This window comes from Lactobacillus sp., from assembly GCF_014803895.1.
Genome location: NZ_JAAVAU010000031.1, coordinates 1 through 25995 on the forward strand (window position 1 = coordinate 1; position 25995 = coordinate 25995).

Annotated in this window: 25 protein-coding genes, 1 tRNA gene and 1 pseudogene; 7 read left to right on the forward strand and 20 right to left on the reverse strand. The window is 33.7% G+C overall.

Annotated elements, in window-relative coordinates:
• On the forward strand, positions 1–247 hold a 247-nt coding region (locus HDR40_RS08650), incomplete at its 5' end, for a transposase (RefSeq protein ID WP_290628228.1).
• 95 nt (positions 248–342) lie between these two features.
• On the opposite strand, the gene celB is transcribed toward HDR40_RS08650, so the two are convergent.
• A complete protein-coding gene (celB, locus tag HDR40_RS08655; RefSeq protein WP_290628230.1) occupies positions 343–1704 on the reverse strand; it encodes a PTS cellobiose transporter subunit IIC in 1362 nt (453 codons plus the stop codon).
• 20 nt (positions 1705–1724) lie between these two features.
• Complete coding sequence (locus HDR40_RS08660) at positions 1725–2219, reverse strand: PTS cellobiose transporter subunit IIA (protein WP_290628232.1); 495 nt, start codon at positions 2217–2219, stop codon at positions 1725–1727.
• 205 nt (positions 2220–2424) lie between these two features.
• Here HDR40_RS08660 and HDR40_RS08665 point away from each other — a divergent pair, with 205 nt between their 5' ends.
• Positions 2425–3873 (forward strand): 6-phospho-beta-glucosidase, encoded by a 1449-nt coding sequence (locus HDR40_RS08665; RefSeq protein ID WP_290628234.1) that lies wholly within the window; start codon positions 2425–2427, stop codon positions 3871–3873.
• A gap of 179 nt (positions 3874–4052) precedes the next feature.
• Entirely contained in the window at positions 4053–4478 is a 426-nt protein-coding gene (locus HDR40_RS08670; protein ID WP_290628236.1) for an Hsp20/alpha crystallin family protein, read from the forward strand.
• Between the two features lie 55 nt (positions 4479–4533).
• Here HDR40_RS08670 and HDR40_RS08675 read toward each other — a convergent pair whose 3' ends face one another.
• From HDR40_RS08675 to HDR40_RS08690, 4 genes and pseudogenes are all read right to left on the reverse strand, one after another.
• Positions 4534–4881: a hypothetical protein gene (locus HDR40_RS08675; protein ID WP_290628238.1), complete on the reverse strand. Its 348-nt coding sequence runs from the start codon at positions 4879–4881 to the stop codon at positions 4534–4536.
• Between the two features lie 106 nt (positions 4882–4987).
• Positions 4988–5182: a hypothetical protein gene (locus HDR40_RS08680; protein WP_290628240.1), complete on the reverse strand. Its 195-nt coding sequence runs from the start codon at positions 5180–5182 to the stop codon at positions 4988–4990.
• Between the two features lie 76 nt (positions 5183–5258).
• Complete coding sequence (locus HDR40_RS08685) at positions 5259–6083, reverse strand: CPBP family intramembrane glutamic endopeptidase (protein ID WP_290628242.1); 825 nt, start codon at positions 6081–6083, stop codon at positions 5259–5261.
• Between the two features lie 28 nt (positions 6084–6111).
• A pseudogene (locus HDR40_RS08690) lies at positions 6112–6465 on the reverse strand (cysteine peptidase family C39 domain-containing protein); the annotation flags it as partial.
• Positions 6466–6685: 220 nt separating this feature from the next.
• Between HDR40_RS08690 and HDR40_RS08695 the strand changes: the two are divergent.
• Genes HDR40_RS08695 through HDR40_RS08705 form a run of 3 tightly spaced genes read left to right on the forward strand, consistent with a single transcriptional unit; the run spans position 6686 to position 9044 of the window.
• The gene (locus tag HDR40_RS08695) at positions 6686–6838 is read left to right on the forward strand and encodes a bacteriocin (RefSeq protein WP_290628244.1); all 153 of its coding nucleotides are present in this window, start codon (positions 6686–6688) and stop codon (positions 6836–6838) included.
• Positions 6838–8244 carry a GHKL domain-containing protein gene (locus tag HDR40_RS08700; RefSeq protein ID WP_290628246.1) on the forward strand — a complete coding sequence of 469 codons (1407 nt, stop codon included), beginning with the start codon at positions 6838–6840 and terminating at the stop codon, positions 8242–8244. Before HDR40_RS08695 ends, HDR40_RS08700 begins: the two co-directional genes overlap by 1 nt.
• Positions 8245–8246: 2 nt before the next feature.
• Positions 8247–9044, forward strand: coding sequence for a LytTR family DNA-binding domain-containing protein (locus HDR40_RS08705; protein WP_290628248.1), 798 nt, complete (start codon positions 8247–8249; stop codon positions 9042–9044).
• 51 nt (positions 9045–9095) lie between these two features.
• Here the strand turns inward: HDR40_RS08705 and greA are convergent, their stop codons facing one another.
• Complete coding sequence (gene greA / locus HDR40_RS08710; protein ID WP_290628250.1) at positions 9096–9557, reverse strand: transcription elongation factor GreA; 462 nt, start codon at positions 9555–9557, stop codon at positions 9096–9098.
• Entirely contained in the window at positions 9558–10178 is a 621-nt protein-coding gene (locus HDR40_RS08715; RefSeq protein WP_290628252.1) for a hypothetical protein, read from the reverse strand.
• 153 nt (positions 10179–10331) lie between these two features.
• Between HDR40_RS08715 and HDR40_RS08720 the strand changes: the two genes are divergently transcribed.
• On the forward strand, positions 10332–11642 hold the full coding sequence (locus HDR40_RS08720; protein ID WP_290628254.1) for a C1 family peptidase: 1311 nt from the start codon (positions 10332–10334) through the stop codon (positions 11640–11642).
• Between the two features lie 213 nt (positions 11643–11855).
• Here the strand turns inward: HDR40_RS08720 and HDR40_RS08725 are convergent, their stop codons facing one another.
• The 12 genes from HDR40_RS08725 to HDR40_RS08780 form a co-directional block, all read right to left on the reverse strand.
• The gene (locus HDR40_RS08725) at positions 11856–12509 is read right to left on the reverse strand and encodes an HD domain-containing protein (RefSeq protein ID WP_290628351.1); all 654 of its coding nucleotides are present in this window, start codon (positions 12507–12509) and stop codon (positions 11856–11858) included.
• A 4-nt stretch (positions 12510–12513) separates the two neighbouring features.
• Positions 12514–13827 (reverse strand): C1 family peptidase, encoded by a 1314-nt coding sequence (locus HDR40_RS08730; RefSeq protein ID WP_290628256.1) that lies wholly within the window; start codon positions 13825–13827, stop codon positions 12514–12516.
• 29 nt (positions 13828–13856) lie between these two features.
• Positions 13857–13929: transfer RNA gene (locus HDR40_RS08735), tRNA-Thr, on the reverse strand.
• Between the two features lie 25 nt (positions 13930–13954).
• Entirely contained in the window at positions 13955–14896 is a 942-nt protein-coding gene (locus HDR40_RS08740) for an ATP-binding cassette domain-containing protein (RefSeq protein WP_290628258.1), read from the reverse strand.
• A 4-nt stretch (positions 14897–14900) separates the two neighbouring features.
• Complete coding sequence (locus HDR40_RS08745; RefSeq protein ID WP_290628260.1) at positions 14901–15956, reverse strand: ABC transporter ATP-binding protein; 1056 nt, start codon at positions 15954–15956, stop codon at positions 14901–14903.
• 8 nt (positions 15957–15964) lie between these two features.
• Positions 15965–16996, reverse strand: coding sequence for an ABC transporter permease (locus HDR40_RS08750; protein ID WP_290628262.1), 1032 nt, complete (start codon positions 16994–16996; stop codon positions 15965–15967).
• A 2-nt stretch (positions 16997–16998) separates the two neighbouring features.
• Positions 16999–17928, reverse strand: a complete 930-nt coding sequence (gene opp3b, locus HDR40_RS08755) for an oligopeptide ABC transporter permease (RefSeq protein WP_290628264.1) — start codon at positions 17926–17928, stop codon at positions 16999–17001.
• Positions 17929–18069: 141 nt separating this feature from the next.
• Positions 18070–19332 carry a tyrosine--tRNA ligase gene (tyrS, locus tag HDR40_RS08760; RefSeq protein ID WP_290628266.1) on the reverse strand — a complete coding sequence of 421 codons (1263 nt, stop codon included), beginning with the start codon at positions 19330–19332 and terminating at the stop codon, positions 18070–18072.
• 297 nt (positions 19333–19629) lie between these two features.
• Entirely contained in the window at positions 19630–22605 is a 2976-nt protein-coding gene (locus HDR40_RS08765) for a sulfatase-like hydrolase/transferase (protein ID WP_290628267.1), read from the reverse strand.
• A gap of 105 nt (positions 22606–22710) precedes the next feature.
• Positions 22711–23328, reverse strand: coding sequence for a glycerol-3-phosphate acyltransferase (locus HDR40_RS08770; protein WP_290628353.1), 618 nt, complete (start codon positions 23326–23328; stop codon positions 22711–22713).
• A 31-nt stretch (positions 23329–23359) separates the two neighbouring features.
• A complete protein-coding gene (locus tag HDR40_RS08775; protein WP_290628269.1) occupies positions 23360–24475 on the reverse strand; it encodes an LCP family protein in 1116 nt (371 codons plus the stop codon).
• A gap of 157 nt (positions 24476–24632) precedes the next feature.
• On the reverse strand, positions 24633–25514 hold the full coding sequence (locus HDR40_RS08780; RefSeq protein ID WP_290628271.1) for an aldose 1-epimerase family protein: 882 nt from the start codon (positions 25512–25514) through the stop codon (positions 24633–24635).
• Positions 25515–25995: the final 481 nt, after the last annotated feature.

The following is a 25995-nucleotide window of genomic DNA, read 5'->3' on the forward strand; positions in this document are numbered from 1 at the left end:
GAGAAAAACAGATGTCGAGCCAATTTTTGGTCATATGAAGAGCATATTTGGCATGCGCAGAACACACCTAAGAGGCAAAAAGAAAGTAGAAACAGACGTTGGATTGATGTTGATGATGATGAACTTAAGCAAATATTGGAACAGAAGAGTCCTAAAAGGGACTGTTTTAACAAAAAGAAGACACAAAAATAGAGCAAGATTTCTAAAAATAGAATTCTTGCTCTTATTTTTTAGTCTAGGAAGCTAGTTTTTTCCCAGACTCTTTTTTATTCTAAGTTATTTACTTTCATTCAATTTTTCCACCCACATAAATTATCTCCAGAATCCAGTCATTATTAGTAATTAATTGTTGGCTACAGCATTCTTAGCAGCATCTTCTTTTTCTTGCTTCAAAAGCTTTCTATCATAGGCCTTAATAAATGGATACCAAATTAAGAAAGCAACAACAGCTGTTACAACTGAGAGAACTGCACCTTGCCAACTAGCAGTAGCAACTAAACCACCCAAGCCAATTGGAGTAGGCCAAGGTTGTTGAACAATAATCTTAGGAACAATGTTCAAATCAATTGCGAAGTAGGCAATCATACTGCTAGCCATTGGGGCAAGTAAGAATGGAATGAATAAATAAACATTATAAACAATTGGTAACCCAAAAAGAATTGGCTCGTTAATATTAAATAAAGCAGGGACAGCTTCTAGCTTACCTAACGACTTCAATTGTGCAGATTTTGCACCAAATGCCATCCATAAAGCCATTCCTAGGGTTGCACCCGAACCACCTAAAAATACAAATGCATTAGTAAATTCACCAGCAAATACATGATGGGCACCGGTCGCATTAGCAGCTAAGTTAGCTAAAGTAATTGCTTGATAGAAACTTGAAATAATCGTAGCCCCGTGAATACCAAACCACCATAACAAGCCGATAAGAAAGAAGACAATAAGTACACCCCACCAGGTACCAACAATATTCGAGATAAATGAAAATGGAATATATAAAACTTTAAAGATATCAGTACCTAAAGCAATAAGAATAATATCAGCCAAACCAATTACTACTGCAATTAAGAAAGCAGGGATCAACGAACTAAATGAATTTGAAACACCCGCTGGAACAGAAGCAGGCATAGCAATACGCCAATTATGCTTAATACAAAAACGATAAATTTGAACTGCAACCCAGGAAATAATAATTGCAGTAAAAATACCAGTAGCTCCAATTCTTGTGATACCAGAAGTTGAAGATGCATATCCACCAATAATACCATTCTTAGTATTAACTAAAAAATGAGCTATCCCGCCTCTAAAACTAAATTGGGCTACCGTAATAAATAAACCCATGAAGGCTAGAAATACAGCATTTAGTGGGTCAAGATTTAAATTTTCTTCTTTTTTATAAATATCAGCATAACTATATGCAAAAGTACCACCAAAAATTAAGGCAATGATTCCCATTGTTGCATTATAGATAGCTTGGTATACATCATTAAAACGACCAAGTGTACTATTATAAAAATCCACAAAACCTTTAATAGTAATAACCTGAGTGATAACTGTAAGAATTAAGAATATAGAACCGATAATAGAAAATGAAATGATAGCATAACCTGCACTCATAATTGCCCGTACGAAACGCGAACCTGAAAATTTACCAATCCACTTCATCATATTATCTTTAAATGATGGTTTAGCAGTATTAGACATAATATAATCCCCCTTAAACGCTACTGCCTATTATTTTCAAAAGTCTTAATTGCATGAAGATATCTATCCTTACCTGCTTGAATATTGCTTATTCTTTTCAAAATTATTAAACATCCCCCAATGCCCAATAATAAAATAGTAAAGATAATATTTGCCACATCATTAGTTGTAATAAAGGGAAAGAGTATTTTTCCAAATGAAGTATAACAACTTAGCCCCAAAACTATGTTTGTAACTAGTTGTAATACATAAAAGAACTTAGTATATCTCATATCAGTACTTTTAGTATGCCATTTGGAGAGTTGTTCTACTATTGCAGCTACAACAGCTACCATCATTCCTAAAGCAACTATTGATGCTAAAACATCCTTATAGCAAAGAGCAAAAATCAACCAAAATAAATTCACAAAAATATATACTGCTGAAAAGTATCTAATCATCATGTAACGACTAAAATATATCGAGCTTACACTCATATCATGCTTTTGAGCTTCAATACTTTGTTCTTTTTTCATACTTATCTCTGCCCTCTACAATTCTTCCTGAACAATTTCTTTTGATAACACCTACATACTCTCACTTATTGAAAGCCTTTTCAATAACTTATTTGTATATACTTTATGTATTAAAATCTATATCTTTTTGTCCTTTACTTTTAAAAATTATTCATCTACAATCTGAATCGTAGAAAACGCTTACTTTTAGAAAAGAGGATTTTTTATGACTGGATATAAAATGCCAAAAGGTTTCCTATGGGGTGGCGCAGTTGCTGCTCACCAATTAGAAGGTGGTTGGAACGTAGATGGTAAGGGCCCTTCAATCGCTGATGTAATGACGGTTGGTTCTGCTGAAAAACCTCGCGAAATTACAACCACTGTTGAAAAAAATAAAAATTATCCTAATCACGATGCTATCGATTTCTACCACCACTATAAGGAAGATATTAAATTAATGGCTGAAATGGGATTTAAAGCTTTTAGAACTTCAATTGCTTGGACCCGTATTTTCCCAAACGGTGATGAATTAGAACCAAATGAAGCTGGTTTGAAGTTCTATGATAATTTATTTGATGAGTGTCGTAAATATGGAATTGAACCCGTAGTTACTCTTTCTCACTTCGAAATCCCGTTACACATTGTCCATGAATATGGTGGTTTCACTAACAGAAAGACGATTGACTTCTTCGTTAGATTTGCTCGTGTATGTTTTAAGCGTTACAAGAATAAAGTTAAGTACTGGATGACTTTCAATGAAATTGATAATCAATCTAGTTTTAATAATGATTTCTTAATGGCTACTAACTCTGGTATTCTCTTTAAGCCAGGTATGACTGATACAGAAAAAGAAGCCGCAATGTATCAAGCAGCTCACTATGAATTTGTCGCATCTGCGCTAGCAGTTAAGGAAGGTCATAAGATCAACCCCGACTTCCAAATCGGCTGCATGATCAATTACTCACCAGTTCGTCCCCTAACTCCATCATCAGATGATGTTGAAATTGCTGATACTTACGAACAACGGCGTGACTTCTTCTCAGATGTTCAAGTAAATGGTGAATATCCAAACGAAGTCGAGGCTTATATCACTCGTAAAGGTTACCGTCCAGATATCACGGAAGAAGATAAAATTATCCTAAAAGAAGGTACCGTTGACTATGTAGGCTTTTCATATTATCAATCAACTACAGTTTCTAGCAAAAAAGTTAAGGCCGACGAATTGAATGACTTGGAAAAAGCCGTTGCGGTTAACCCTACTTTGCAACGAAGTGACTGGGGTTGGGAGATTGATCCAGAAGGCTTACGAATTTCTCTGAACCATTTAACTGACCGTTATCATAAGCCATTATTTATTGTCGAAAATGGTCTTGGTGCTTACGACAAGGTTGAAGCTGATGGCTCAATTCATGACAATTACAGAATTGACTACTTAAAGAAGCACATCGAACAAATGGAAAAAGCTGTTGTTTTAGATGGTGTAGACTTAATGGGTTACTTACCCTGGGGGCCAATTGACCTTGTTTCTGCAGGGACCGGTCAAATGGATAAGCGTTATGGTTTTATCTACGTTGACAAGAATGATGCTGGTGAAGGTACTTTAAAACGTTCAAAGAAAGACTCATTCTACTGGTACAAGAAAGTTATTGAAACAAACGGAAAAGATTTAGATTAATAATTTTAACTAGATAATAAAAAATAATAATTTCTCAATACATGCAAAAAGAACGTGGAAACATTCCGCGTTCTTTTTATTTTTAGCACTTTAAGATTAAGAGTGCTAAATTCTTTAATTTCTGAAAAAATGCTACTACAATAAATAGTGAATTAAGAAATGAAAGGAAGTTATTCATTATGGCAAACGAAATGATGAATCGTAACAGTGATATGATGGACCGTCTCAACGATTGGTTTGGTTTTCCAAAGGATTTCTTTGACGAAGGTGCAGTAAAGAATATCATGCAATCTGATGTTGCAGAAACTGACAAGGATTACATTGTTAAGGTTGATATGCCAGGAATGGATAAAAAAGATATCAAAGTTACATATAAGAATAATGTTCTGACAATTTCTGGTAGTCGCGCTGCCTTCAATAATGAAGATGATGACAACGGCAATCTTCTTCACGAAGAAAGAAGCGTTGGCCACATCCAAAGAAGTTACCGCATCCCTGACATCGATGCTAAAGACATCAGTGCTAAGGATGAAAATGGTGTTCTGACAGTTACCTTGCCAAAGTTAACTGAAGAAGACCAAGAAAACTCAATCACAATCGAATAATCCAAATCTAAAGATACCAAATAAGCTAGCTGCTTGATTGCAACTAGCTTATTTTTTATTCATTACCTGCTAATGTCTTTTTACCAGATAGATCAATGATTAAAAGAAGCATAACTATGAACAGGACAACATTAATAGTATGAATCAAAGAATTTGCGGGTAAAAAAATTCCTTCGAAATTTATATATAATGCCAAGATAAATGCCACTACCGTTTCAACTTTATAGCGTACAGTTAACAGACTAAATCTGCTTCTTCTCATGAAAAGAATAAACAAGACTACAAGTGCTATTGTCATAATTCCAACTAAAATTCTTCCCCATAATTGTACTGGATGCCATAACACTATGCCTAAATCTAATAACAAGTAGACTATCATTGCTAATTTTTCTTTATTATCCATACAAATAGCGCCTCTTTTTAATTATTTTTCCATATTAAGGAGTATTTCAATAAAATTTATTAATTTATCTACAATAGATAAAAATAAAGCCAAGTAATTTTGCGTCTCACAATGTCTTTTTGCGTCTCGACTTGAAATAACCTATTACGAAAATACCTACTGTAAAAATATCTACAATTATGGCAGCTAAAACAACACTGGCGATTACATTACTCAAAATTTCATTCGATGGCTTAATGAACCAACTAAGAATAAGCATAATGTTGAGTATTTCAAATATTATTTTTGCTACTTTTTTCATAAAATGAACTCCTTTAATAATTTTGTATTATTTTATACCCATTCTTACACTTTGAGTAAAGTTTTTCATATTCTGTCTATTCTGTAGCATAAGTTGTCAATTCGTATTGTTCATTGTACTTTTTATTGAAAATGAATAAACATAATAAGATAATTAACCCCTCAACAAGAGCTACAATCAATTGAGCTTCTACATGTGAATTGCCAAGATTAGTTGAGAGAATTCCCAATCCGGTGTCTTGCCAAATATGTAGTAAAATTACGATACTAATTCCATTAGTTAATAATCTAATATAGCCCCAGACCATACCTGTAGCAAAGACACTTAATACTTGTCCAATCGTCGAAGTCAAGGGTTGATGGAGAATATTTATAAAATGAAATAAGGAAAATGCCACTGATGTAACTAAAACTGTCAAAATGAATTTATATTTATTTTGACTAAAGTAGGCTAAACTTGCATTAAATATTAACCCTCTAAAGAGATATTCTTCACAAATTCCTATATAAGTTGCAGTCACACTAACTCTAAGAGTTGCTATTGTTATTGGATTCCAAACGGCTATTTTTTCAGGAATGGAAGAAATAATAGGAACAATTACTAAAAATAGTATCACGCTTATGGTCAAAATTATGCTTGTTCCTAATTTAACACTTGAATTTACAATTTTTGTAGTTTTACAAATTCTATAAGCCAACGTTCCAATTACAACCGCAAACATAAACAAAACAATTGCTGAAAAATATATATTAATCATTTTACTTATAGCATTAGTAATGAATGGTAAAAATAAATAAGCGAACGACAATACAACAAATCCTATAAGCGTAACTTTAATATAGTTATTTCGGTTAGTTTTATTCTTTAAATTAATGTATCTATTTAGTGTTAGATTTTTCATTAATTCATCTCCAAATTAAACGTTTTTTCACTGATAGATCAGGATCAGCAATAATTATTGTATTTCTAATTACTCCCAAAACTACGTAATAGTGAAGTAATTCACCATTTTTTACTACATGAGTAATAAAGGGATATTTTAAATTTTCTATTTCAAATAAGGACATATCAGCTTTTACAGCTTGAACATTAAGATTAAACTTTTCTGCCGTCTTTACAAGTCCTAAAGCAGTTATTCCTTCTACGTTAGTCTTAGCTAATTGACGTAAATGAGCAATAGATACCCTTGAATTATAGTTCTTTAAAATCATTGATAAGCAAGCTACACCACAATCTGTTTCATCCACTTGAGCCGTATAAATTGATTTATATTTAAAAAACAATATTATTCTCACTTTCTAAAAGGATATAATATTGATTTTATTCATTAATATACTCCTATTTTAAATTTGTCATATTTTGTTATAACTTCATCATATTCTGTATTCAGTATTAAAAATAAACAGAATATGACACTATTTTACAAAATATGATATGATTGATTAACTTCAAAAAATATACGATAGACTTAGAATCGTAAATTAAAAGAAGGAGAAAATATTAATGAAAAATATAAATAACAATGACTTAAAAGAAATTTATGGTGGAGCTAATTCTACATTTATCGATCCCACAATCAATTTTGCAGTTATAAATAATACAAATAAAAATTCAATCATTAATCGTATTAGAAAAATCTTTAAATTTAAGAAATAATGGAAATTATAGATTTATTTTTTACAATTTTAAGTCTAATAGTATCTTTAATCGTAGATCTATGGATTTTTAAATCTATAATTAACTTAAAATTTAATTATATAGACAAATTATTTGCTACACTGTTTATTCTTACAGAATTTATTTATGCTATTTCAATAAACGAAAGAGCCGTAAATATAGGAATTACTATTTTTGAAGAAGTAATTTTAACCTTATACGCTATTATCTATAAAAAATCTAATAAGCGTTTAGTTATCGGTGCAATACTTATTTTTTCTGTATATGATGAAATTAATTATTTATTTACCGGTATTTTGGTCAACTCCATTTCAAAGAAATTTTCATATTTCAGTGGAATTTTAAATTTATTAATAGATGTCATTTTATTTCTTATTTTAAAAAAATATATTCCAAAGCTACGCCAGCTAATTGCTAGCCAAACTGGGAAAATTTTCATTGGAATCTTATTGTACTTATACTTCGTAGGTATTGGAATTGAATTTTATATTGAAAACGACAATAGACGAACCGAAGTTATCGTATTATCCGTAGCTTTGCTAGTTCTACAAGCTATCTTTGCTTTTATACTATACTTTGCAATGATTAGAACAGAAAAAAATCTACTTTCCAAGAAAGAACAAGAAAAGCAAAAATTAAAGTATGACTTGCTAAATATAAAAAACCAGCAACTTCAAGCCCAGAGAAAGCAATTAACAAAGGAGTATAATCAATTAAAAGAATATGCTGAATACTTAGACAAAAATGAAGATGATTTGCGAAAATTTAAACACGATTATCAAAATATGCTAAATAGTTTAATCATCAGTGCCGAAAATGGCAAATCAAATGAAGTGGTAAAAAAATTAAAACAATATACAAACAGCCACATTAACGCAAAAGCTTTGCGTAAATATAAGGGGCTTAATCACGTTCACAACGAAACTATTAAAAGTATCGCAATCGCAAAGTTATCTAAGTTATACAATTCTAATTTAGATTATACTTTTGGCTGTAATAAAGATATTTATCACATTCCTAAATCAGTGAACTTTTTAGATTTATCTCGAATTATCGGGATTGCTTTTGATAATGCTTATGAAGAAAGCATCGCGTTACAACAACAATCTCACAATTTAAATTCTGCAAAAATTGAAGCAATGTACTATCAAGAAAACGATGACTTTGAATTTGAAATTAAAAATCGCGTTCGATCACGTGCTATCGATACCGATGCAATTAGTAAAAAGAACTATACTACTAAAAAAAGTCATATGGGAATTGGACTAGCTAATGTAATGGAGATAGCACATAAATATGAAAATACTATGCTAATTAATTACTCAGTAGAAGACGACTGGTTCATTTTTGATTTAGTAATATTACCAGATGAGGGAGATGAATAATAGTGGAACACCCAGTTTTTATCTGTGATGATGATTCAGAACAAATCAATCAAACTACTAAAATTTTAGGACTAGCAGAAATGATTTTATCTGATGAAGAGGAAGTCAGATTTAATATTGCCAGTGCTAAAACTTATCAAGGTGCGGTAAATTTTTTACAAAATAATCAGTTTGATGGTGGCTTGTATTTCCTTGATGTTGAATTAGGCAAAGAAGTTAATGATGAAAACGGCTTTGACCTAGCAGATTTCATCAAGAAAAATGATGAACGTGCTCAAATTATTTTTGTTACAAGTCATGCAGATTTATCGATTATCACCTATCGCAGACGATTAGGTCCTGTTGACTACATTGTTAAAACAGATAAATTTAACGAATACAAAAAACGTGTTATCAAAACTGTTGAAATTGCACTTTATCAATTAACTAAGATGAATTACCTGAAAGAAATGACTTTTTCTTATCGAATTGGTAGTCGTATAATTAACGTTGATTTAACAAGCGTAATGTATATAACTACTACTTTAACCCCTCATAAACTGCTCTTAGTTAGAAACAATGGTGAAGCTCAATTTATCGGCAGTATTAATGAATACGCAAATAATAATCCTATGCTAGAAAAAATAAGTCAATCCTGCCTGGCAAATCCACAAAATATTGAAGAAATTGACTTGAAAAATCGACTAGTTACTTTTAAAAATGGTGATGTAGAAGAATTTTCTCGTCCTTCAACTAAAAAAATAAAAGAACTACTTAATAAATTCAACTATAAAGTTGGAAAAATCCAGTCAAATAAATAAAAGGATGATAGCTACAGTTTCTATTTTGAAACAATTACTATCATCCTTTTTTTACTTAACCTCAATTATCTTCACAGTATAACTACCTGCAGGAGCTTCTACAGTTACCGTATCCCCAGCTCCATGCTTCATCATTGCTTGCCCAAGCGGTGAATCGAATCCAACCTTACCAGCCTCTAAGTCAGCTTCCATTCGTCCGACAACTTTATAAGTTTCTGGCTCATCATCGCCTTCAAACAAAATTTTCACAGTCGAACCTAAATCAACCTGACCTTCATCATTCTTTTCTACTATCTCGGCATACTTCAATTGCTTGCCTAAATAGCGCAATCGACTTTGCAAGTGACCTAACTCCATCTTAGCAGTTGTATACTCAGAATTTTCAGACAAGTCGCCTAAACTTCTTGCTTCTTGCAAAATCTTAATTCGTCTTGGTCGTTCTTTTTTTAAACGAGCAATTTCATCTTCAATTTGTTTATAGCCTTCTGGCGTCATTTTTTGAAAATAAACCATTTATTTCACCTGCTCTTGCTGATCCGTTACCACATCATAGTAATATAAATGACCATTTTTTACGGTGTAGTGGGCAACAATAGACCCAGTCTTCTTTTCAGCTACATCAATTTGATTACCAGATTGCATGACACTAAAATCTTTAATTGTAGTACCTGATGGGTATTTATTTCGCTTAATTGTATCGTTTACAACAGTTTGGAAATCAGATTCTGAAATATTGCCATTTGTTGTAGCTTGCGTAGAACTTGATTTTGTACTTGCACTAGATTTACTTGAACTACTTGCTTGTGTAGAGCTCGATGAATTCTCAGCACTTGATTTTGTACTAGATTGACTTGATGATTTTTCACTAGAACTAGTATCTGTTGTGGCAGATGAATTACTGCTTTCCTCATCAGAACTTGACGAACTTGCATCAGAAGAAGCACTATCTGCTACACTGCTTGAACTAGAGTTTGAGTTATCTTGACTACTTGATTTTTGATTACTCTTTTTAGAAGTCGTATGAACTTTATTAGTGGATGAACTAGCATCCTTGCTTGCACCAGAATTACTACATCCCACAGCCAAAAAACTAGTTAATAAAGCAACAGCTGAGACTAAAACTTTCTTCTTCATAATTTTCTCTCCCATGCATCTTATCGTTACTTATATTATACCCATATTAGCTCAATTAGTACTCTATTTCACCTGATCAAAGTTATTTCCCCCACTTTAAACTAAAATGTAGTAAAGTAATCAATATATATTATTATTTTTAGGAGGATTTGTATGTCTCACGAATTATCATTACAAGAAATTGAAGAATTCCGCAATGAATTCGATAACTCAAGAAATGCCGTTGTATCTCGTGCTGCAATGCGATCAGGTGTTTTGGAAGCTTCATTTAATCCAGAAGTTGAAGGTCGATTGAATGACGTTTTTTCTGTTGAAGTTATTACTGATAACGTCACTAATCAAAAACAATCTGGTCGTTGCTGGTTATTTTCTACTTTAAACACATTACGCCACGATTTTGGCAAAAAATACAAGGCTAAGAACTTCACTTTATCACAAGCATATAACTTTTTCTGGGATAAAATTGAGCGCGCTAATATTTTCTACGATGCAATTATTGAATCTGCTGATAAACCATTAGATGACAGAACTGTTCATGCTTACATGGACTTTGCCGGTGCTGATGGTGGGCAATGGGCAATGGCTGCTTCATTAGTTAAAAAATATGGTGTTGTTCCAACTTATGCTATGCCTGAAAGTTTCAATACTGAACATACTGCTGGCTTATCTGACGCTTTAGCTCGTAAGGAAAGAAAAGATGCTTTAGTTTTACGTAAATTAGTTAAAGCAGGTAAGACTGAAGAAGTTGAAATTGCACGTAAAAAATTCTTAAGTGAAGTGTACCGGATGACTGCAATTGCCGTTGGTGAACCACCTAAGACTTTTGATCTTGAATACCGAGACGATGACAAGAAGCTTCACTTAGATAAGAACTTAACTCCAGTTGAATTTTTCAACAAGTACTGGAACATTAACTTTGATGATTACGTTTGCTTAACTAATGCTCCAGACCACGATTACGGCAAGCTTTATTCTCTTCCATTTGAAGATAATATTAACGGCGGTATTCCAATTACCTTCTTGAACGTACCAATGGAATACTTAAAAAATGCCGCTATCAAACAGTTGAAAGATGGCGAAAGCGTTTGGTTCGGTAACGATGTCTTGAAACAAATGGACCGTAAGACTGGTTTCTTAGATACCGAATTATACAAGACTGATGAATTATTTGACGTTGATACTGAAATGACCAAGGGTGAAAGATTAGCTACTGGTGAAGGTGGAGTTAGTCACGCTATGACCTTAGTTGGTGTTGACTTAGACAACGGTGACGTTCGTAAGTGGAAAGTTGAAAACTCATGGGGTGAAAAATCCGGTCGCAAAGGTTATTTCACCATGAGTGATAAGTGGTTCGACGAATTTGTTTACGAAGTTATTGTTCGCAAAGAATTCTTAACTGACGACCAAAAGAAATTGGCCGAAAGCATCCCAACTCCACTTCCAGCTTGGGATTCATTGGCATAATATTTCTATATGTTAGCAAAAAGGGAGCCATGCCAATGACTCCTTCAACAGATCCGCTTTAAGAGCGGTGACAAATATAATAGATTGACAATTTAGTCGCTCAATAACCTGTCAAAGTTATAAATTGAGCGGCTATTTTTTGTATTTATCGATGTAAGTTAGTAAAGATACTAATATATCAAAAGAACGTAGCCACAAAAGCTACGTTCTTTTTTATACGTTCCACTCATCCATAAATTCTTGTACAAACTCACGCATATATTCAGTTCGACGATGGGCCTCCTTTTTACCACTAGGAGTGTTCATCGTTTTTTCTAAATCAAATAATTTTTCATAGAAATGATTAATTGTTGTCTCTTTATGATTACGATATTGATCATGACTAACTAACTTCGCAGGCTTGATCTCTGGATCATAAATCTTATTGCCATGCTTACCGCCATAAGTGAAAGCTCTTGCAATTCCCATTGCACCTAAGCTCTCAAGTCTATCAGCATCCTGAACATACTGACCAGAAAGTGGCAATTGATAATGATGTTCAATATTAGCAGAAAAAGACATATGTTGAATTGTAAACAAAATATCTTCAACTTCTAAATCCACAAAACCAGCTTCAGGCAACAATTTTTTGATTTTTTCAACTACCGCCTCAGTATCGGCAGTAATCTTTTCATCAATTGTGTCGTGCAAATAACTACCAGCTTGAATAATCGCAACCATCCGACTATTCTCATTAGCTTGTTCATTATCTGCTAAATACATCTTAGTTGCCAAATGCGCAACACGCTCACCATGATAAAAATCATGTCCGGTTGCTTCACCTGCTAATTCTTTAGCTGTAAATTCTTTTATTTTTTCTAAATCAATCATTTTACGCCATTGAATCCCAGCATGGTACATCTTCTGCTGGACCTTCAGAAATCTTCACTAGATCATCTGACAAGTACTTCTTCTTCACAACAACCTTAAAGAGATATTCATCAAACCACTTATCATCCATCACAAAGTAACCCTTGTCACCAACATCGCTACCCCAAGAGTTTTCAACCTTCCATTGACGTGGCTTGCCATCAACAACATCTACACCGACCAAAGTCATAGCATGAGTAGAACCGCTGGCACCAGTTTGAAGACGTTCTTTCTTACTTAACTTAGTTTCAATGTTAAAAATAGTATCAGTTTCATACAAATCAGCAGCCATGATACCTTTCTTTCGATCACTTTGCTTACCAACGTCACAACCAAACCAAATAGTTTCGCCAGCTTCAAGTTGCTTAATAGCTGCCTTTTTAAGATTTTCAATCTTAGTATTCAAAAATTGAACCGGACTACCACCTTCTACATTATCCTCAAATGGGAGACCGTACAACTTATCATATTCATGATCAGGTGCATTAAAAAGCACAACATAATCATCCAAATCATCTTCAAAGTAATTATGGAAGAAATCAAGTGGACTAATGTCAGTATCAATGTGGTACTTGCCTTCATCATCCTTGAATTCTAAATCAAAGTTTTCAACTGGATTACCAAAAGCAATCACAGCCATGCGATAAACTTCACTTAAAAATTCCTGGCGTTTAGCTTCAACTTCGGCAGTCTTACCCTCACTAATTAATTTACGCAAAACTAACCCATCTTCACGTAATTTCATGTTCAAAGCACGGTTAAAAGCAGCAGTATTATTAGCAGTGAAACTTTCACCATAAGCATAAGTTGGCACCAAGCCATATTTTCTAATCAAAGAAATTGCCATATGCCATTGACCACCATCAGTATCAGGAGCTGATAAATAGTAATGCACTGTACGGTCATCAATTGGCTGAGCAGCAGTTTCGATAATATGATTAAAGAAGATATTTGCTCTTTCAATTCGATCCCAGAAGAAAAGATAAGCTTGTGAGAAAGTAAAATTCTTAGCCTTATATTGCTTTGCAAACCCATGACGTAAAACATTCAAAGCAGCAAACAACCAGCAACGACCTGATTGCTTTTGGTTAGTGACATTATCAGTAGGGATTTCAATTGAAAAAGTCCGATTCAATGGACGAATCTTTTCAGTATTCAAGCTAGCTGCTTGCACCCCATTATTCACAACGGCTAATTCTGCAATTTTATTTTGTTTATCTTGTCGATAAGCTTTTTTAAAATTTGCAATTTCATCCAATGTTAATTCATAAGCCATAAAATTCCTTCTTTCGTTAATAAAACAAGAGCTGCTTCCCAGATTTGAACTGGGGACCTCCTCCTTACCACGGCGGTGCTCTACCTACTGAGCTAAAGCAGCAACTTTATTTTATCATATCCTATTTTTATTTATAACTTGCAACAACTTGTTTATAGTGTTCCACTTCGTCATCACTACAGCGCACAAAGCGACCAGGAACAATTTCATGCATTGAACGTGATTTACCATCATTTTCTTCAGCTTCAACATCATATTTAATTCGAACACGATGACGTTCAATCTCAGGATCTGGAATTGGGACTGCAGAAATTAAACTTTTTGTATAATTGTGGAGTGGCTTATTATAAACATCATCTGCAGGTCCAACTTCTAATAACTTACCAAAGTGCATAACCCCAATTCTATCTGAGATGAACTTCACCATCGAAAGATCATGAGCAATAAAGAGATAAGTTAGATTTTCTTTTTCTTGTAGCTCCTTCATTAAATTTACAACTTGAGCTTGAATAGACACATCTAAAGCCGAAATCGGTTCATCCGCCACAATAAATTTTGGTTTTACGGCTAGTGCTCTTGCAATTCCAATTCTTTGACGCTGGCCACCAGAAAATTCATGCGGGAATCGACTAGCATGTTGCTTATTTAAACCAACAGTTTCAAGCAATTCTTCCACCTGTTGGCGTCGGTCTTCCTTACTTTTAGCTAAACCATGAATATCTAACCCTTCGGCAATTATATCTTCAACTGTCATTCTAGGATTTAAGGATGCATACGGATCTTGGAAAATCATCTGTGCATCCCTCCTAAAATGAAGCTTATCTTTTCTACTCCTGAGCTTACTTATATCTTTGCCTTCAAAAATAATTTCCCCAGAAGTTGGCTTATAGAGCTGTAAGATACTACGGCCAATAGTCGTTTTACCTGAACCTGATTCCCCGACTAAACCAAAAGTTTCTCCTTCATAAATATGAAAACTAACATCATCAACTGCTTTAACAGTAGAGCGACCTGATTTAAAATACTGCTTTAAATGTTTTACTTCTAAAATTTTCTTTTTTTCTGTCATACACTTATTCCTCAGCCTTCTTCTGCTTAGCTAGCATAATTTGAGCATACTTTTTATGACGACGTTGAATTTCTAAAGGCGGGGTAACTGTAGGTGCGTCAGGATGTAAAAGCCATGTCGCAGCATAATGCGTATCTGACACCTTAAAATAAGGTGGCTTTTTCTCCACATCAATGCGCATTGCATACTTGTTTCTTGGTGCAAATGGATCACCTTTAGGTGGATCAAGCAAGTTAGGTGGTGTGCCAGGAATTGAATCTAACTTTTTACTATCTAAAGTTGGCATCGAATTAATTAATCCCCAAGTGTAGGGATGTTGGGGATTATAGAATATTTCATCAACCGTTCCATATTCCAAAATTTCACCAGCATACATTACTGCTACTCGATCAGCCATGCCTGCTACTACACCTAAATCATGTGTAATAAATATAATTGAGGTCTTAACTCTTTTTTGTAAATCTTTCATTAAATCCAAAATTTCTGCTTGCACAGTTACATCCAACGCTGTTGTTGGTTCATCAGCTAATAAAATTTCAGGTTCACAAATCAAAGCAATCGCAATTACAATACGTTGGCGCATTCCGCCCGAGAATTGGTGCGGATATTGATTAATCCTCTTTTCCGCATCTGGAATTCCAACAGCCTTCATCATTTCCAATGCTTTATCCCAAGCTTCTTTTTTAGAAACTCCTTTATGTTTCATCAAAGGCTCCGCAATTTGTTGACCAATTTTCATAGTTGGATCAAGAGAGGTCATTGGATCCTGAAAAATCATCGCAATTTCATTTCCACGAATTTTGCGCCAATCTTTTTCTTTATTGTTTAATAAGTTTTTACCATGAAAATCTATTTCTCCACCAATAATTTCTGCATTTTGAGCTAAAAGACCAATAATGGTACGAGTAGTCACAGATTTTCCTGAACCAGATTCACCTACAATTGCTAAAGTTTCGCCCTTATTTAAGTGAAAAGAAACATTTCTAATCGCCTGTATTTCACCAGCATAAGTATGAAAATCAATTTTTAAATTTTTTACATCTAAAATTTTTTCTGTCATCTATTTACCTACCTTCTGGTTCTTGGATCAAAAGCATCACGTAATCCATCACCCAGCAAGTTAAATGCAATCATTAAAATACATAATACAATTGCAGGGAACCACATTTGATATGGTAAAAATTGGAAGTTCTTTTGACCTTCATTAAGCAAAACACCCAGTGAAGTTTGTGGAGAAGAAATACCAATTCCGATATAGCTTAAAAATGCTTCAAAGAAAATAGCTGTGGGAATAGTGTACATCATCTGAATGATAATCAAACTTGATAAATTTGGTGCTAAGTGCTTCAAAGCAATTTTCCAAGTTGATTCACCTAAATTACGTGCTGCTAAAACATATTCTTGTGTCTTCAAAGTTAATGTCTCAGCCCTAATTTGTCTTGCCATCGTTGTCCATGAAGAAATTGCGATTGCTAAGATAATTGATACCATACCTGGTTTTAAGATTACTAGCATTAATACTACAATGACTAAGTTCGGTATAGAAGAGATTATCTCTATTATCCGTTGCATTGCATTATCTACAGCTCCACCTTTCCAACCAGAAACTATTCCATATACAACTCCAATAGTTAAATCAAAAGCAGCTGCTACAAAAGCAACAATTAATGAAATTTTAGTTCCATAAATAATTCGTTGAGCTAATGGACGTCCCAAATAATCAGTTCCAGCAATAAAATATTTATTTTTAGGAACACCATTTTGAGCATAGACATCAACCCATTTACCATTTTGCTTAAGTTTACCATTAAGTCCATTAATAGCACTCAATCCTGGAACTTTAGCAGGCAAGTTCGCGTACTGTGGATGCGACTTCACCAAAGTACTTTTATTAATAAAAGGTGTTGAACCAAAAGCAATAACTACCATAATAATAATCACAATTGCTGAGATAATTGCCGCTTTTCTTTTCTTTAACTGCAACCAAACACTTTGACCAAAAGTTAGTGTGGGACCAACAATATTTTCATTACTTTGAGCCTGATCTGGTGGTAATGGTTCAAAGGCATTGGGACCAATCTTTAAATCTTCTTGCGCCATTGTTAAGCCTCACTTCCTTGTAATCTAATTCGAGGATCAATTAATCCATAAATAATATCAGTGATTAATAAAACTACTACTAGACCAATAGAGTAAATCATCGTTACTCCCATAATAGTAGGATAGTCATTAGTTAAGATAGACTTCACAAATTGTTCTCCAATACCCGGAATATTAAAAATATTCTCAATAACCATTGAACCAGTCATCAATGCTACTGTATATGGTCCAAGTAAAGTGACAATTGGGATCATACTATTTCTCATTACATGTTTTCTTACTACTTCCATACGACTAAAGCCTTTAGCACGGCCTAACTCAACATAATCTTGATTCATATTGTCGACCATACTTGTTCTAACAAAACGTTCTGTTTCTGCCATTGGACCTACAGCTAAAGCAACTGTTGGCAAAATAGTCTGTGAAAATGAACCCCATCCGGCAATCGGGAACCATCCCAATTTTAAACCAATATAATATTGCAAAATTACAGCTAAAACAAAGTTAGGAATAGAGCGACCAATAATCGCAATCACTGTAGAAGTTGAATCTACCCAGGTTCCCTGTCTAATTGCAGCAATTGTTCCCAATAATGCACCTAATACAACTCCTAATATCATAGCTTGGAGCCCTAATTGCATTGAAACTGCCAATCGAGGCATAATCAAACTAGATACTGATTGATTGGCATACTGGAATGAAGTACCAAAATCTCCAGTAAAGATTCCCTTGAGATAAATCAAATATTGAACAATGACTGGCTTATTCAAACCGTATTGTTCATCCATAATATGGCGCTGCGTAAGTGTCATCTTAGCTTCATTTGCATATGGTGAACCTGGCATAGCTTTCATTAAAAAGAAAGTAGCAGTTGCCACTATAAACAAAGTAAGAAGCATATAGAAAATACGCTTTAATAAGTATTTTGTCATCTTAATTGCCCTTCTTTTATTTAGTAAGTTAGCTTTATTATAATGGAGTTTTTTTAAATGTCATTAAAAAATTAAAAATTTTTAGTCTTAATTTCTCATTTTTTATCAAAAAAAGACCAGCATTTGCTGGTCTTAACAATACTATTTAATTTTAACTAAAGTATACTTTCTCTTACCTTTACGTATAATTACATACTTACCATCAAAAGCACTTTCAGGTTCAACAATGTAATCAAGATCTTGTTGACGTTCACCATTTACATAGATAGCACCATTTTTAACATCTTCACGAGCTTGACGCTTAGATGGCTCAATTTTAGTTTCAACTAAAAATTCGACGATATTTTTAGGCTCATTAGTTGCTTCTGCACTTGGAGCTTTACTCAAAGCTTGTTCAATTTGAGAAACAGATAAACTCATCACATCTCCTGAAAAGAGCGCATCAGTAATCATTTGTGCTTCCTTTAAGCCCTCTTCGCCATGAACAAACTTAGTTACCTCTTCAGCCAATTTCTTCTGAGCTGCACGCTTCCAAGGTTCTTTTTCAGTCTTTTCAGCTAAATCTTCAATTTCTTCACGTGATAAAAAAGTAAAGTACTTCAAGTATTTAACCACATCACGGTCATCTTGATTAATCCAGAATTGATAGAATTCATAAGGACTTGTCTTTTCTGGATCAAGCCATACAGCCCCACCAGCAGACTTACCAAATTTAGTACCATCAGCTTTAAGCATTAATGGAATAGTTAAACCAAATGCTGGACGATCTGACCCTTCAAGCTTATGAATCAAATCAATACCTGCGGTAATATTTCCCCATTGATCACCACCACCAATTTGAAGTTGAACTCCATCTTCTTTATTCAAGTGGTAAAAATCAATCGCTTGCAAGATTTGGTAAGAAAATTCAGTAAATGAAATACCATTTTCTAAACGACTAGCAACAACGTCTTTATTAATCATATTGTTAACTTGGAAAAATTTACCATAATCACGCAAGAAATCAATTAAATTCATCTTGCCTAACCATTCAGAGTTATTTCTAATTTCAAAGTTTTCTGTACCGAATAACTTTTTCATTTGATTAGTCAAGGCTTCTTCATTGTGCTTAACTTGTTCTGCTGTCTGTAATACTCGTTCGGTACTTCTACCTGATGGATCACCAATTGAACCTGTTCCTCCACCAATTAAGATAACAGGATGGTAACCTGCCATTTGGAATCTTTTTAAAATCATAAATGGAATCAAGTGACCAATATGGAGTGAATCACCAGTTGGATCAGTCCCACAGTAAAGGGCCAAATCATCATGTTCTTTTAAATAATTACGTAACCCTTCTTCATCTGTTTCTTGATTAATAGCTCCACGCCATTTTAAATCTTCTAATATATCAAATTTTGCCATATTTCCTCCATGAAAGAAAAAAACGTCCCTAGCTTATAAAAAAGCTAGGGACGACTAAATTACATCATTAGCCGTGGTACCACCCACGTTCACGCTATTGCGCCTCAAAATAGTTGTTATGGGAACAACCCCGTCTCATGTACTTCGCTTCTCAAGCCTGCCTGACTCACACCATCCGCCAGTTCTCTGAACACTGAACTTAGAAACTACTATGTTAAAACTATAATAACTGCTAAGAAATTATTAGTCAACTACTGATAACGCAAAAATGCCCCTAGAAAACTAGGAGCATTTTTCTTACTTATAAAAACCTTTAATTTGTAAGCCATAAGCTTGACCAGCAGTCATATCATATTGAACTGCTTCATAATCTTTAAGCAATGATTGTTGTTCATTAGTTAAAGTCTTAGGATCAACACGGTGACCCTTTTGATCAACTAATTCAATACCAGTATCACCATCAAAGTTAATAGTAATAGCAGGTAATTTTTCATGAACTTCAGTTAAGAGAGCTTGATATGGAGTTACCTTTGAATTAGTTTGTTCTAGCATCATAGCAATAAAGTCACTAGTACTTACATAGTTCGCATTCTTAGTTAATTTAGCCTTTGCACCATGCTGTCTAGCATACTTATTAGAGTAAATAAAGTAAGTAGTTGAGTGCATTTGAACAGGATATTTAGCAGTGTAACTTTGTGACAAAATACTTGGATAGTGGTCACCATAGAAGACAACTGTAATTGGTTTATTAATCTTATCAATCTTAGTAATAAATTCCTTAACAGCTTGGTCAGTGTATTGTGTACCTTTAACGTAAGTTGCCATTTGTTCTTTTACAGCGCTACTGGTAAATAGTTCACCAGAAATCTTGCCCATGTATTCATTATTTTTATACCAATTATTATATGGCATGTGGTTTTGGATAGTAATTAAGTTAATAAATTGACCACCCTTTTGAGAATTAATTTGTTTCAAACCATTTGCATAAGCAGTAAAGTCTGAATTATAGGTACTAGTTCCTAATTTCTTTTGATCGATAATCTTGTACTTAGAACCTACATAAGCAAATTTATCAAACTTAAATCGCTTATAATCTTCAATTCTTGAGTAGTAAGAACCAATAAATGGGTGAATAGCAGACTTATAATCAAAGTTCATTCCTAAAGTTGGGTAGTACTTATAACGTGGAACGACCTGAACATAAGGTGTTAAAGTTGAACGGAACATACCCATGTTGAGTCCTGTTAAAGTTTCCCATTCCATATTGGCAGTACCACCACCGTAACCAGCACTAAGCATGTTACCGTATGTAGCTTGACTCTTAAGTGAACGAATAAACTTAATTGGATCTGGAAGTGACTTATCAAACTTAATAGTTGGGAAAGTATATGGATCTACAAAACTTTCACTCAAGTTAAAGACAATTGTTTGATCCTTCAAAGTGTTCTTACGAGTCTTATTAATCTCAGCGGCAACCTTAGAATACTTCTCGTAAATATGATTGATCGTAGCTTTAGAATAATTATCTGGCTTATTCATAATTTGCAAGTCAATATAATTCAAGAAGTTTAGAACGGGACCATTAACTTGGATATCACGTTCAGGGTTTCTAAATGATTGTTTATTATCAAAACCACGGTTGATGTAGTAGATAATCCCGCCTTCATGATTAAAACGAATTGGAGTTAAGAACAAAAGCACACTTAATAATGCCCAAATACCACGTCTCTTCCAATTACCACGTTTTTCAACTGGGACTTTAATTTCTAACAAAACAATGAGTGCCACCAACACAGCAATGGCGACAACAATTAGGATAAATGTCTGTTGACCTATCATTGGAATTAAGGTCTTCATATTAGAAGCTTCACTTAATTCAGTTGGATAAATAGGCTCCCCACGTAAGTTTAATTTAATCTTGTTAGCAATTGCCCAACCAATGGTTACAATTGTGACTAATCCACTAGATACCCAATAACGTGTAGTAATAAAGTACAAAATAGAGAACATTGCGTCTAAGAAAATCGTAGTTAATACGATTGCAAAGAACCTAGTTCCCAGTAAATAAACAACGGCGTTTACATCACTAGCAGTAGAAATTTGAATTCTTAAATTATCAGATTCAATCAAAAATGAGGCAAAACTCAAAACGTAGAACCATCCCCAAGTTAATAGTTTAACTCGATGAATTTTGGCCCAGCGTAAGAATACTTTCCAGCTTTCTTGAAGAGTTTGAGCAAGTGATTCTTGTCGATTCAAGAAAAGAATCACTCTTCTAACTGGACGGATCCGATAAAGGTATTTTTCATATAGGAAAGCTAAACCTAAGCAAGCTAACATTAAAAGTACAATGATTAAAAATTCATTTACTCCTGCACTGTGAGTAATTGGAAAATCAGTCATGAACTTATTAGCAATCGGTGCTTGCCAAAGAACAATCACTGGAATAAAGTAGCGTGCAATTCTATAGGTGAAGGACATAATCATTCTTCTAAAAATTAAGAAGATTCCTAATACCATTAAGAAAAGAAACGGAGAAGTTGGATTATTTAAAAATCCACTGTTCCAGCCCGCACCTTTTTTACCGGCTAATACTTGTGACCAGTAGACAGCATTAAAACCTGGGACACCAATTAAGATAATAAAGAAAGATACAATACTACCAAAAATTGACCACTTAAATGCACGTGCGGTTATTTTAGTATTAGCTAAAAACATTCCCCAAGCAAAATATAAGACTAGGTAAAGGCCATATAGTGAGTAACGGAACGACAAAGTTCCGGCAACTGTTGCAAAGCCAACAACAGTTAAGAGACTCAAAATAAGAATATTTTGCTTAGTAGTTATTTTGTGCTGTAAATCATAAATATATGGTTGGACTAACATGCTGACAACTAAACCAGTTAATAATACTGATGTACTTGTCAATATTGGGAAAAATACTCCCCATAGCTTCCACATATTGAATGCACTTGGTGACTTAATAAAGTAAACCAAGTAATACAATACTAATGTCACAACCGCCATTAACCAAAATCTAAAGCTTTCAGTCGGGCGATATTTTCTTTTACTATAAATTGCCCCAAATACCATTGGAACAAAAATCATAAATGCATGTTCAGCCAGAGCAGGAACAAATTTAAGTAAACCACCAAGTGGAAGTCTACCAAAACTCGAGGTCAATGATAAACCCTGTGCGAGCATGAAGAAAGTAACTAACATCAAGCAGATAGTCTGCAAAAATGTTAGAGATTTTTTCTTTTGTTTATCCATTTTTCTCTCTTCCATAAAATTTAATTTAATTGCACTTAAACAATCAGTTCACATTATATCTTAAAATTGTTACAAAAAAATAAAGAATAAGGCCCGAAAGTCCTTTCAAGCCTTATTTTTTAATTTTTCCTTGATGGTTGTCAAAATATCCACTCTCTTACCATGCCCCGTAAAGAAATCTACGATATCTTTTCTAAATTTAAAAATCATCACTAAGGTAGCCAATAAGAAAATTAAACCATATTGCCAACTCATCATTCTCCAAACATATATGCTATATCCTAACATATATACTAGCGGGGGAACAGTTAGATTTTTCATTATAATCACTAAAATTAGGCCAACTAGTAAGAAAATAAAGCCTGCACGCCAATTAAAAAACACAATCCATTGTGCGCTAACTGCCACGCCTTTACCGCCATTGAAGTGATTCCAAATTGGAAAAGAGTGCCCTAGAATTAATCCTAAACCACAACATGCTATCGCTAGTAAATTATGATGATACATAAAGTATACGATGAATAGAGCAATTAATGTCTTAGACAAATCACCTAAACAAGTTAGGATACCCCATTTTTTGCCCAGTACCGCACCCATATTGGCAGTACCAGGGTTATCTGAGCCGAACTTCGTTGGATCTTTATGTAAAAAGCCCTTTCCAATAATCATCGCAAAGAGAAAATTACCAAAAACATATCCAATCAATAAAGACCATACTGCCATCCCCAACAATGTCATTTCTATCCCCATTCTTCTACGACTCTAGTTTATCGCCGTTCCACCAGTTATTACTATTAGGTTCATAAATATAGTATTTTTGATTACTATCGCCACTGTTCCAATCAAAATTAGTATTCTTAGAATTTTGATAAGTTTCATTATTATTCAACTTAGCAGCACTCAAACCTAAACTTTGCCGCACAATATTAGAAGTTCTTTGTAATTCAGAATCACTCATTACCTGGTAAGAAGCATCCCCAATCATTGCACCACGTCCATGTAAATAATCACTGGTCATATTATTTGTACAATCACGATAATTTTTAGCAATATTAACCATTGAGTTAAAAGTCAAATTAGTAAGAATATTCTTAGAAGCAGAATTCAAAACTTGATCTAAATTCTTCAAAGTATCAACTGACATTGAATTTTTAATAATTGACATAATAACTTGTCTTTGACGTAATTGACGGCCGTAATCACCACGAGGATCGTCATAACGCATGCGAGAATATGCTAGTGCTTGCTTACCATTAAGATGAAGTTTTCCCTTTTTAAAGGTATAACCACCATAAGAGAATTTAAATGAATTATTGACATCAACCCCACCGACACCGTCGACAAGCTTTTCTAATCCACCCATATTTACTTCAACATAATACTTTAAAGGAACATTCAAAAGCTTGCTAGTAGTTTTCAATGCCATCTTAGCTCCGCCAATATTATAAGCTGCGTTAATCTTGTGAACACTAAAGTTTTGTGTACCAATCATTTGTGCCATTGTATCACGTGGGATAGACATTAAATTAACACTCTTATTTTGTGGATTTACCGTGGCAATAATCATTGTATCAGTATTTCCACGTTTTTCAGTACGACCTAAGGCACCAGTATCAGTCCCCAGTAACAAAATTGAAAAACTATGTTTTCCATCAAAACTATCTTGAGTAACTGCATTCTTAGGATCATATGTCTTGTCTACTGCAGTTTTCGCCTTGTTATAAACATAACCACCATAACAAGCTGCTCCGGCAATGGCTAAAACAATAATACCAACAACCCATAACCAGATATGTTTCTTCTTATGTGATTTTTTATTCATTTCTACCCGCGACGGAATAGAATTATTATTTGAAGGTTTATTATCCATGATCTCGTTCCTATACTTTTACTTTCTAAAAAACAAGATTATTATAGCAAATCTTTATTTATATTAGATGTTACCACATGATTCTTAAACTTTTGCTAATATAATTTCAAATAATACTACAGAAAAAAAGCAATATGCAATGCATATTGCTAACCTTCTATTGAAAGGTAATGCTAGTTTTAAAATCAACACTAGCATCTGGAGCAAGATTTTTATTACCTAGTTTTTCACCCCAAGTACTAGTTTTTCCTAAAATATCAGGAAAACCATTAATTGGAGCGATAGCTAAAAACTTATTAGTCTCAGAGGACTTCCAAATATCAACTCCACCAAACCCTTCAAGCGTTACGGTAATTGCATGTTCAACCTCTGTTTTGCTACTAGTTAAATTAATTGCTGTTAAGCCTGGGTTATTAATTAAAATATGTCCATAATCAAAAACAGCTTTTTGTAAAGGTAAAACACCATTATTAACGCCAGCTATAGCTACGCTTTCTTCACTCCGTAACCCTTCTTTATCTAGGTTAAACTGGGTAAGATCTGGAATTTCGGGCATAAATCTTAACTCATAATCATCAAAATCAAGCTTTTCCCCTTCAAGTGGAACTGAAAATGTCGGCATAATCCCCAAAGCATATGGCATTTCCTTTTCAGATGAGTTAGTTAAATGAAATGAAACCTGTAACTGATTAGCTACAAGTAAATATGTCACCATTAAACTAAACTTAAAAGGATAATACTTTAACGTTTCATCGTTATGAGTCAAAATTAAACTTGCTCTGTCATCTCCCTTGTCAACAACCGTCCACGGATAATCATTGGCAAAACCATTTGGCATCATTGAGTATTTTTTACCATCAATTACACATTGATTACCATTTGATTTACCTACTGCCGGAAAAAGAACAGGTGCATGTTGTTCCCATTCGCTACCATTCCAAATACAATCAAAATTACTACTTTTGTCAATGACGTGGGTAATTTGTGCCCCCAATTCATTGATTTCAACTTTAAGTTGACTATTTTCAATTGTTAACATCAATCATCCTACTATATCAAACATAGAAAAAGTAAACTAATACTTTTCGAAAAGAAATACGTGCTTCCTTTCATAGTCCATGTGTATACTTTTAAGAATAAAAGTGTGTAACCATACCAACAAATATTTTATATATTAAAAACTAAGAAACCATTTCTATGTTTTAAGCTTTTCAATGAGTTCTTAATTTTATTACCCCATGAGGAATATTTGCTACTTTCACATTGAGCTAATTTTAAGGCTCAAATGTCGTTTTCTCTTCTTTAAAAAAATATCACGTATTCATGAATGCGTCAAACTGAAAGCGGTAGCACCATTATTAGAATAAGGTATACTTCCATAATTGCCACTACTTTACTTGACTGACAACTTTAATTTAATATAATTAAAGTTGTTCCTATTGAGAAAAAATAATTAAATTATAAATATATTGGAACAAGTTGATACGAAAAGGCATCCCACAACAGGATGCCTTTTTTGT

What these genes read in the sequence shown, in the direction of transcription:
- celB (WP_290628230.1), bottom strand. Translation starts at nt 1,704, where the DNA reads ATGTCTAATACTGCTAAACCATCATTTAAAGATAATATGATGAAGTGG.
- HDR40_RS08660 (WP_290628232.1), bottom strand. Translation starts at nt 2,219, where the DNA reads ATGAAAAAAGAACAAAGTATTGAAGCTCAAAAGCATGATATGAGTGTA.
- HDR40_RS08665 (WP_290628234.1), top strand. Translation starts at nt 2,425, where the DNA reads ATGACTGGATATAAAATGCCAAAAGGTTTCCTATGGGGTGGCGCAGTT.
- HDR40_RS08670 (WP_290628236.1), top strand. Translation starts at nt 4,053, where the DNA reads ATGGCAAACGAAATGATGAATCGTAACAGTGATATGATGGACCGTCTC.
- HDR40_RS08675 (WP_290628238.1), bottom strand. Translation starts at nt 4,881, where the DNA reads ATGGATAATAAAGAAAAATTAGCAATGATAGTCTACTTGTTATTAGAT.
- HDR40_RS08680 (WP_290628240.1), bottom strand. Translation starts at nt 5,182, where the DNA reads ATGAAAAAAGTAGCAAAAATAATATTTGAAATACTCAACATTATGCTT.
- HDR40_RS08685 (WP_290628242.1), bottom strand. Translation starts at nt 6,083, where the DNA reads ATGAAAAATCTAACACTAAATAGATACATTAATTTAAAGAATAAAACT.
- HDR40_RS08695 (WP_290628244.1), top strand. Translation starts at nt 6,686, where the DNA reads ATGAAAAATATAAATAACAATGACTTAAAAGAAATTTATGGTGGAGCT.
- HDR40_RS08700 (WP_290628246.1), top strand. Translation starts at nt 6,838, where the DNA reads ATGGAAATTATAGATTTATTTTTTACAATTTTAAGTCTAATAGTATCT.
- greA (WP_290628250.1), bottom strand. Translation starts at nt 9,557, where the DNA reads ATGGTTTATTTTCAAAAAATGACGCCAGAAGGCTATAAACAAATTGAA.
- HDR40_RS08715 (WP_290628252.1), bottom strand. Translation starts at nt 10,178, where the DNA reads ATGAAGAAGAAAGTTTTAGTCTCAGCTGTTGCTTTATTAACTAGTTTT.
- HDR40_RS08720 (WP_290628254.1), top strand. Translation starts at nt 10,332, where the DNA reads ATGTCTCACGAATTATCATTACAAGAAATTGAAGAATTCCGCAATGAA.
- HDR40_RS08730 (WP_290628256.1), bottom strand. Translation starts at nt 13,827, where the DNA reads ATGGCTTATGAATTAACATTGGATGAAATTGCAAATTTTAAAAAAGCT.
- HDR40_RS08740 (WP_290628258.1), bottom strand. Translation starts at nt 14,896, where the DNA reads ATGACAGAAAAAAAGAAAATTTTAGAAGTAAAACATTTAAAGCAGTAT.
- HDR40_RS08745 (WP_290628260.1), bottom strand. Translation starts at nt 15,956, where the DNA reads ATGACAGAAAAAATTTTAGATGTAAAAAATTTAAAAATTGATTTTCAT.
- HDR40_RS08750 (WP_290628262.1), bottom strand. Translation starts at nt 16,996, where the DNA reads ATGGCGCAAGAAGATTTAAAGATTGGTCCCAATGCCTTTGAACCATTA.
- opp3b (WP_290628264.1), bottom strand. Translation starts at nt 17,928, where the DNA reads ATGACAAAATACTTATTAAAGCGTATTTTCTATATGCTTCTTACTTTG.
- tyrS (WP_290628266.1), bottom strand. Translation starts at nt 19,332, where the DNA reads ATGGCAAAATTTGATATATTAGAAGATTTAAAATGGCGTGGAGCTATT.
- HDR40_RS08765 (WP_290628267.1), bottom strand. Translation starts at nt 22,605, where the DNA reads ATGGATAAACAAAAGAAAAAATCTCTAACATTTTTGCAGACTATCTGC.
- HDR40_RS08770 (WP_290628353.1), bottom strand. Translation starts at nt 23,328, where the DNA reads ATGGCAGTATGGTCTTTATTGATTGGATATGTTTTTGGTAATTTTCTC.
- HDR40_RS08775 (WP_290628269.1), bottom strand. Translation starts at nt 24,475, where the DNA reads ATGGATAATAAACCTTCAAATAATAATTCTATTCCGTCGCGGGTAGAA.
- HDR40_RS08780 (WP_290628271.1), bottom strand. Translation starts at nt 25,514, where the DNA reads ATGTTAACAATTGAAAATAGTCAACTTAAAGTTGAAATCAATGAATTG.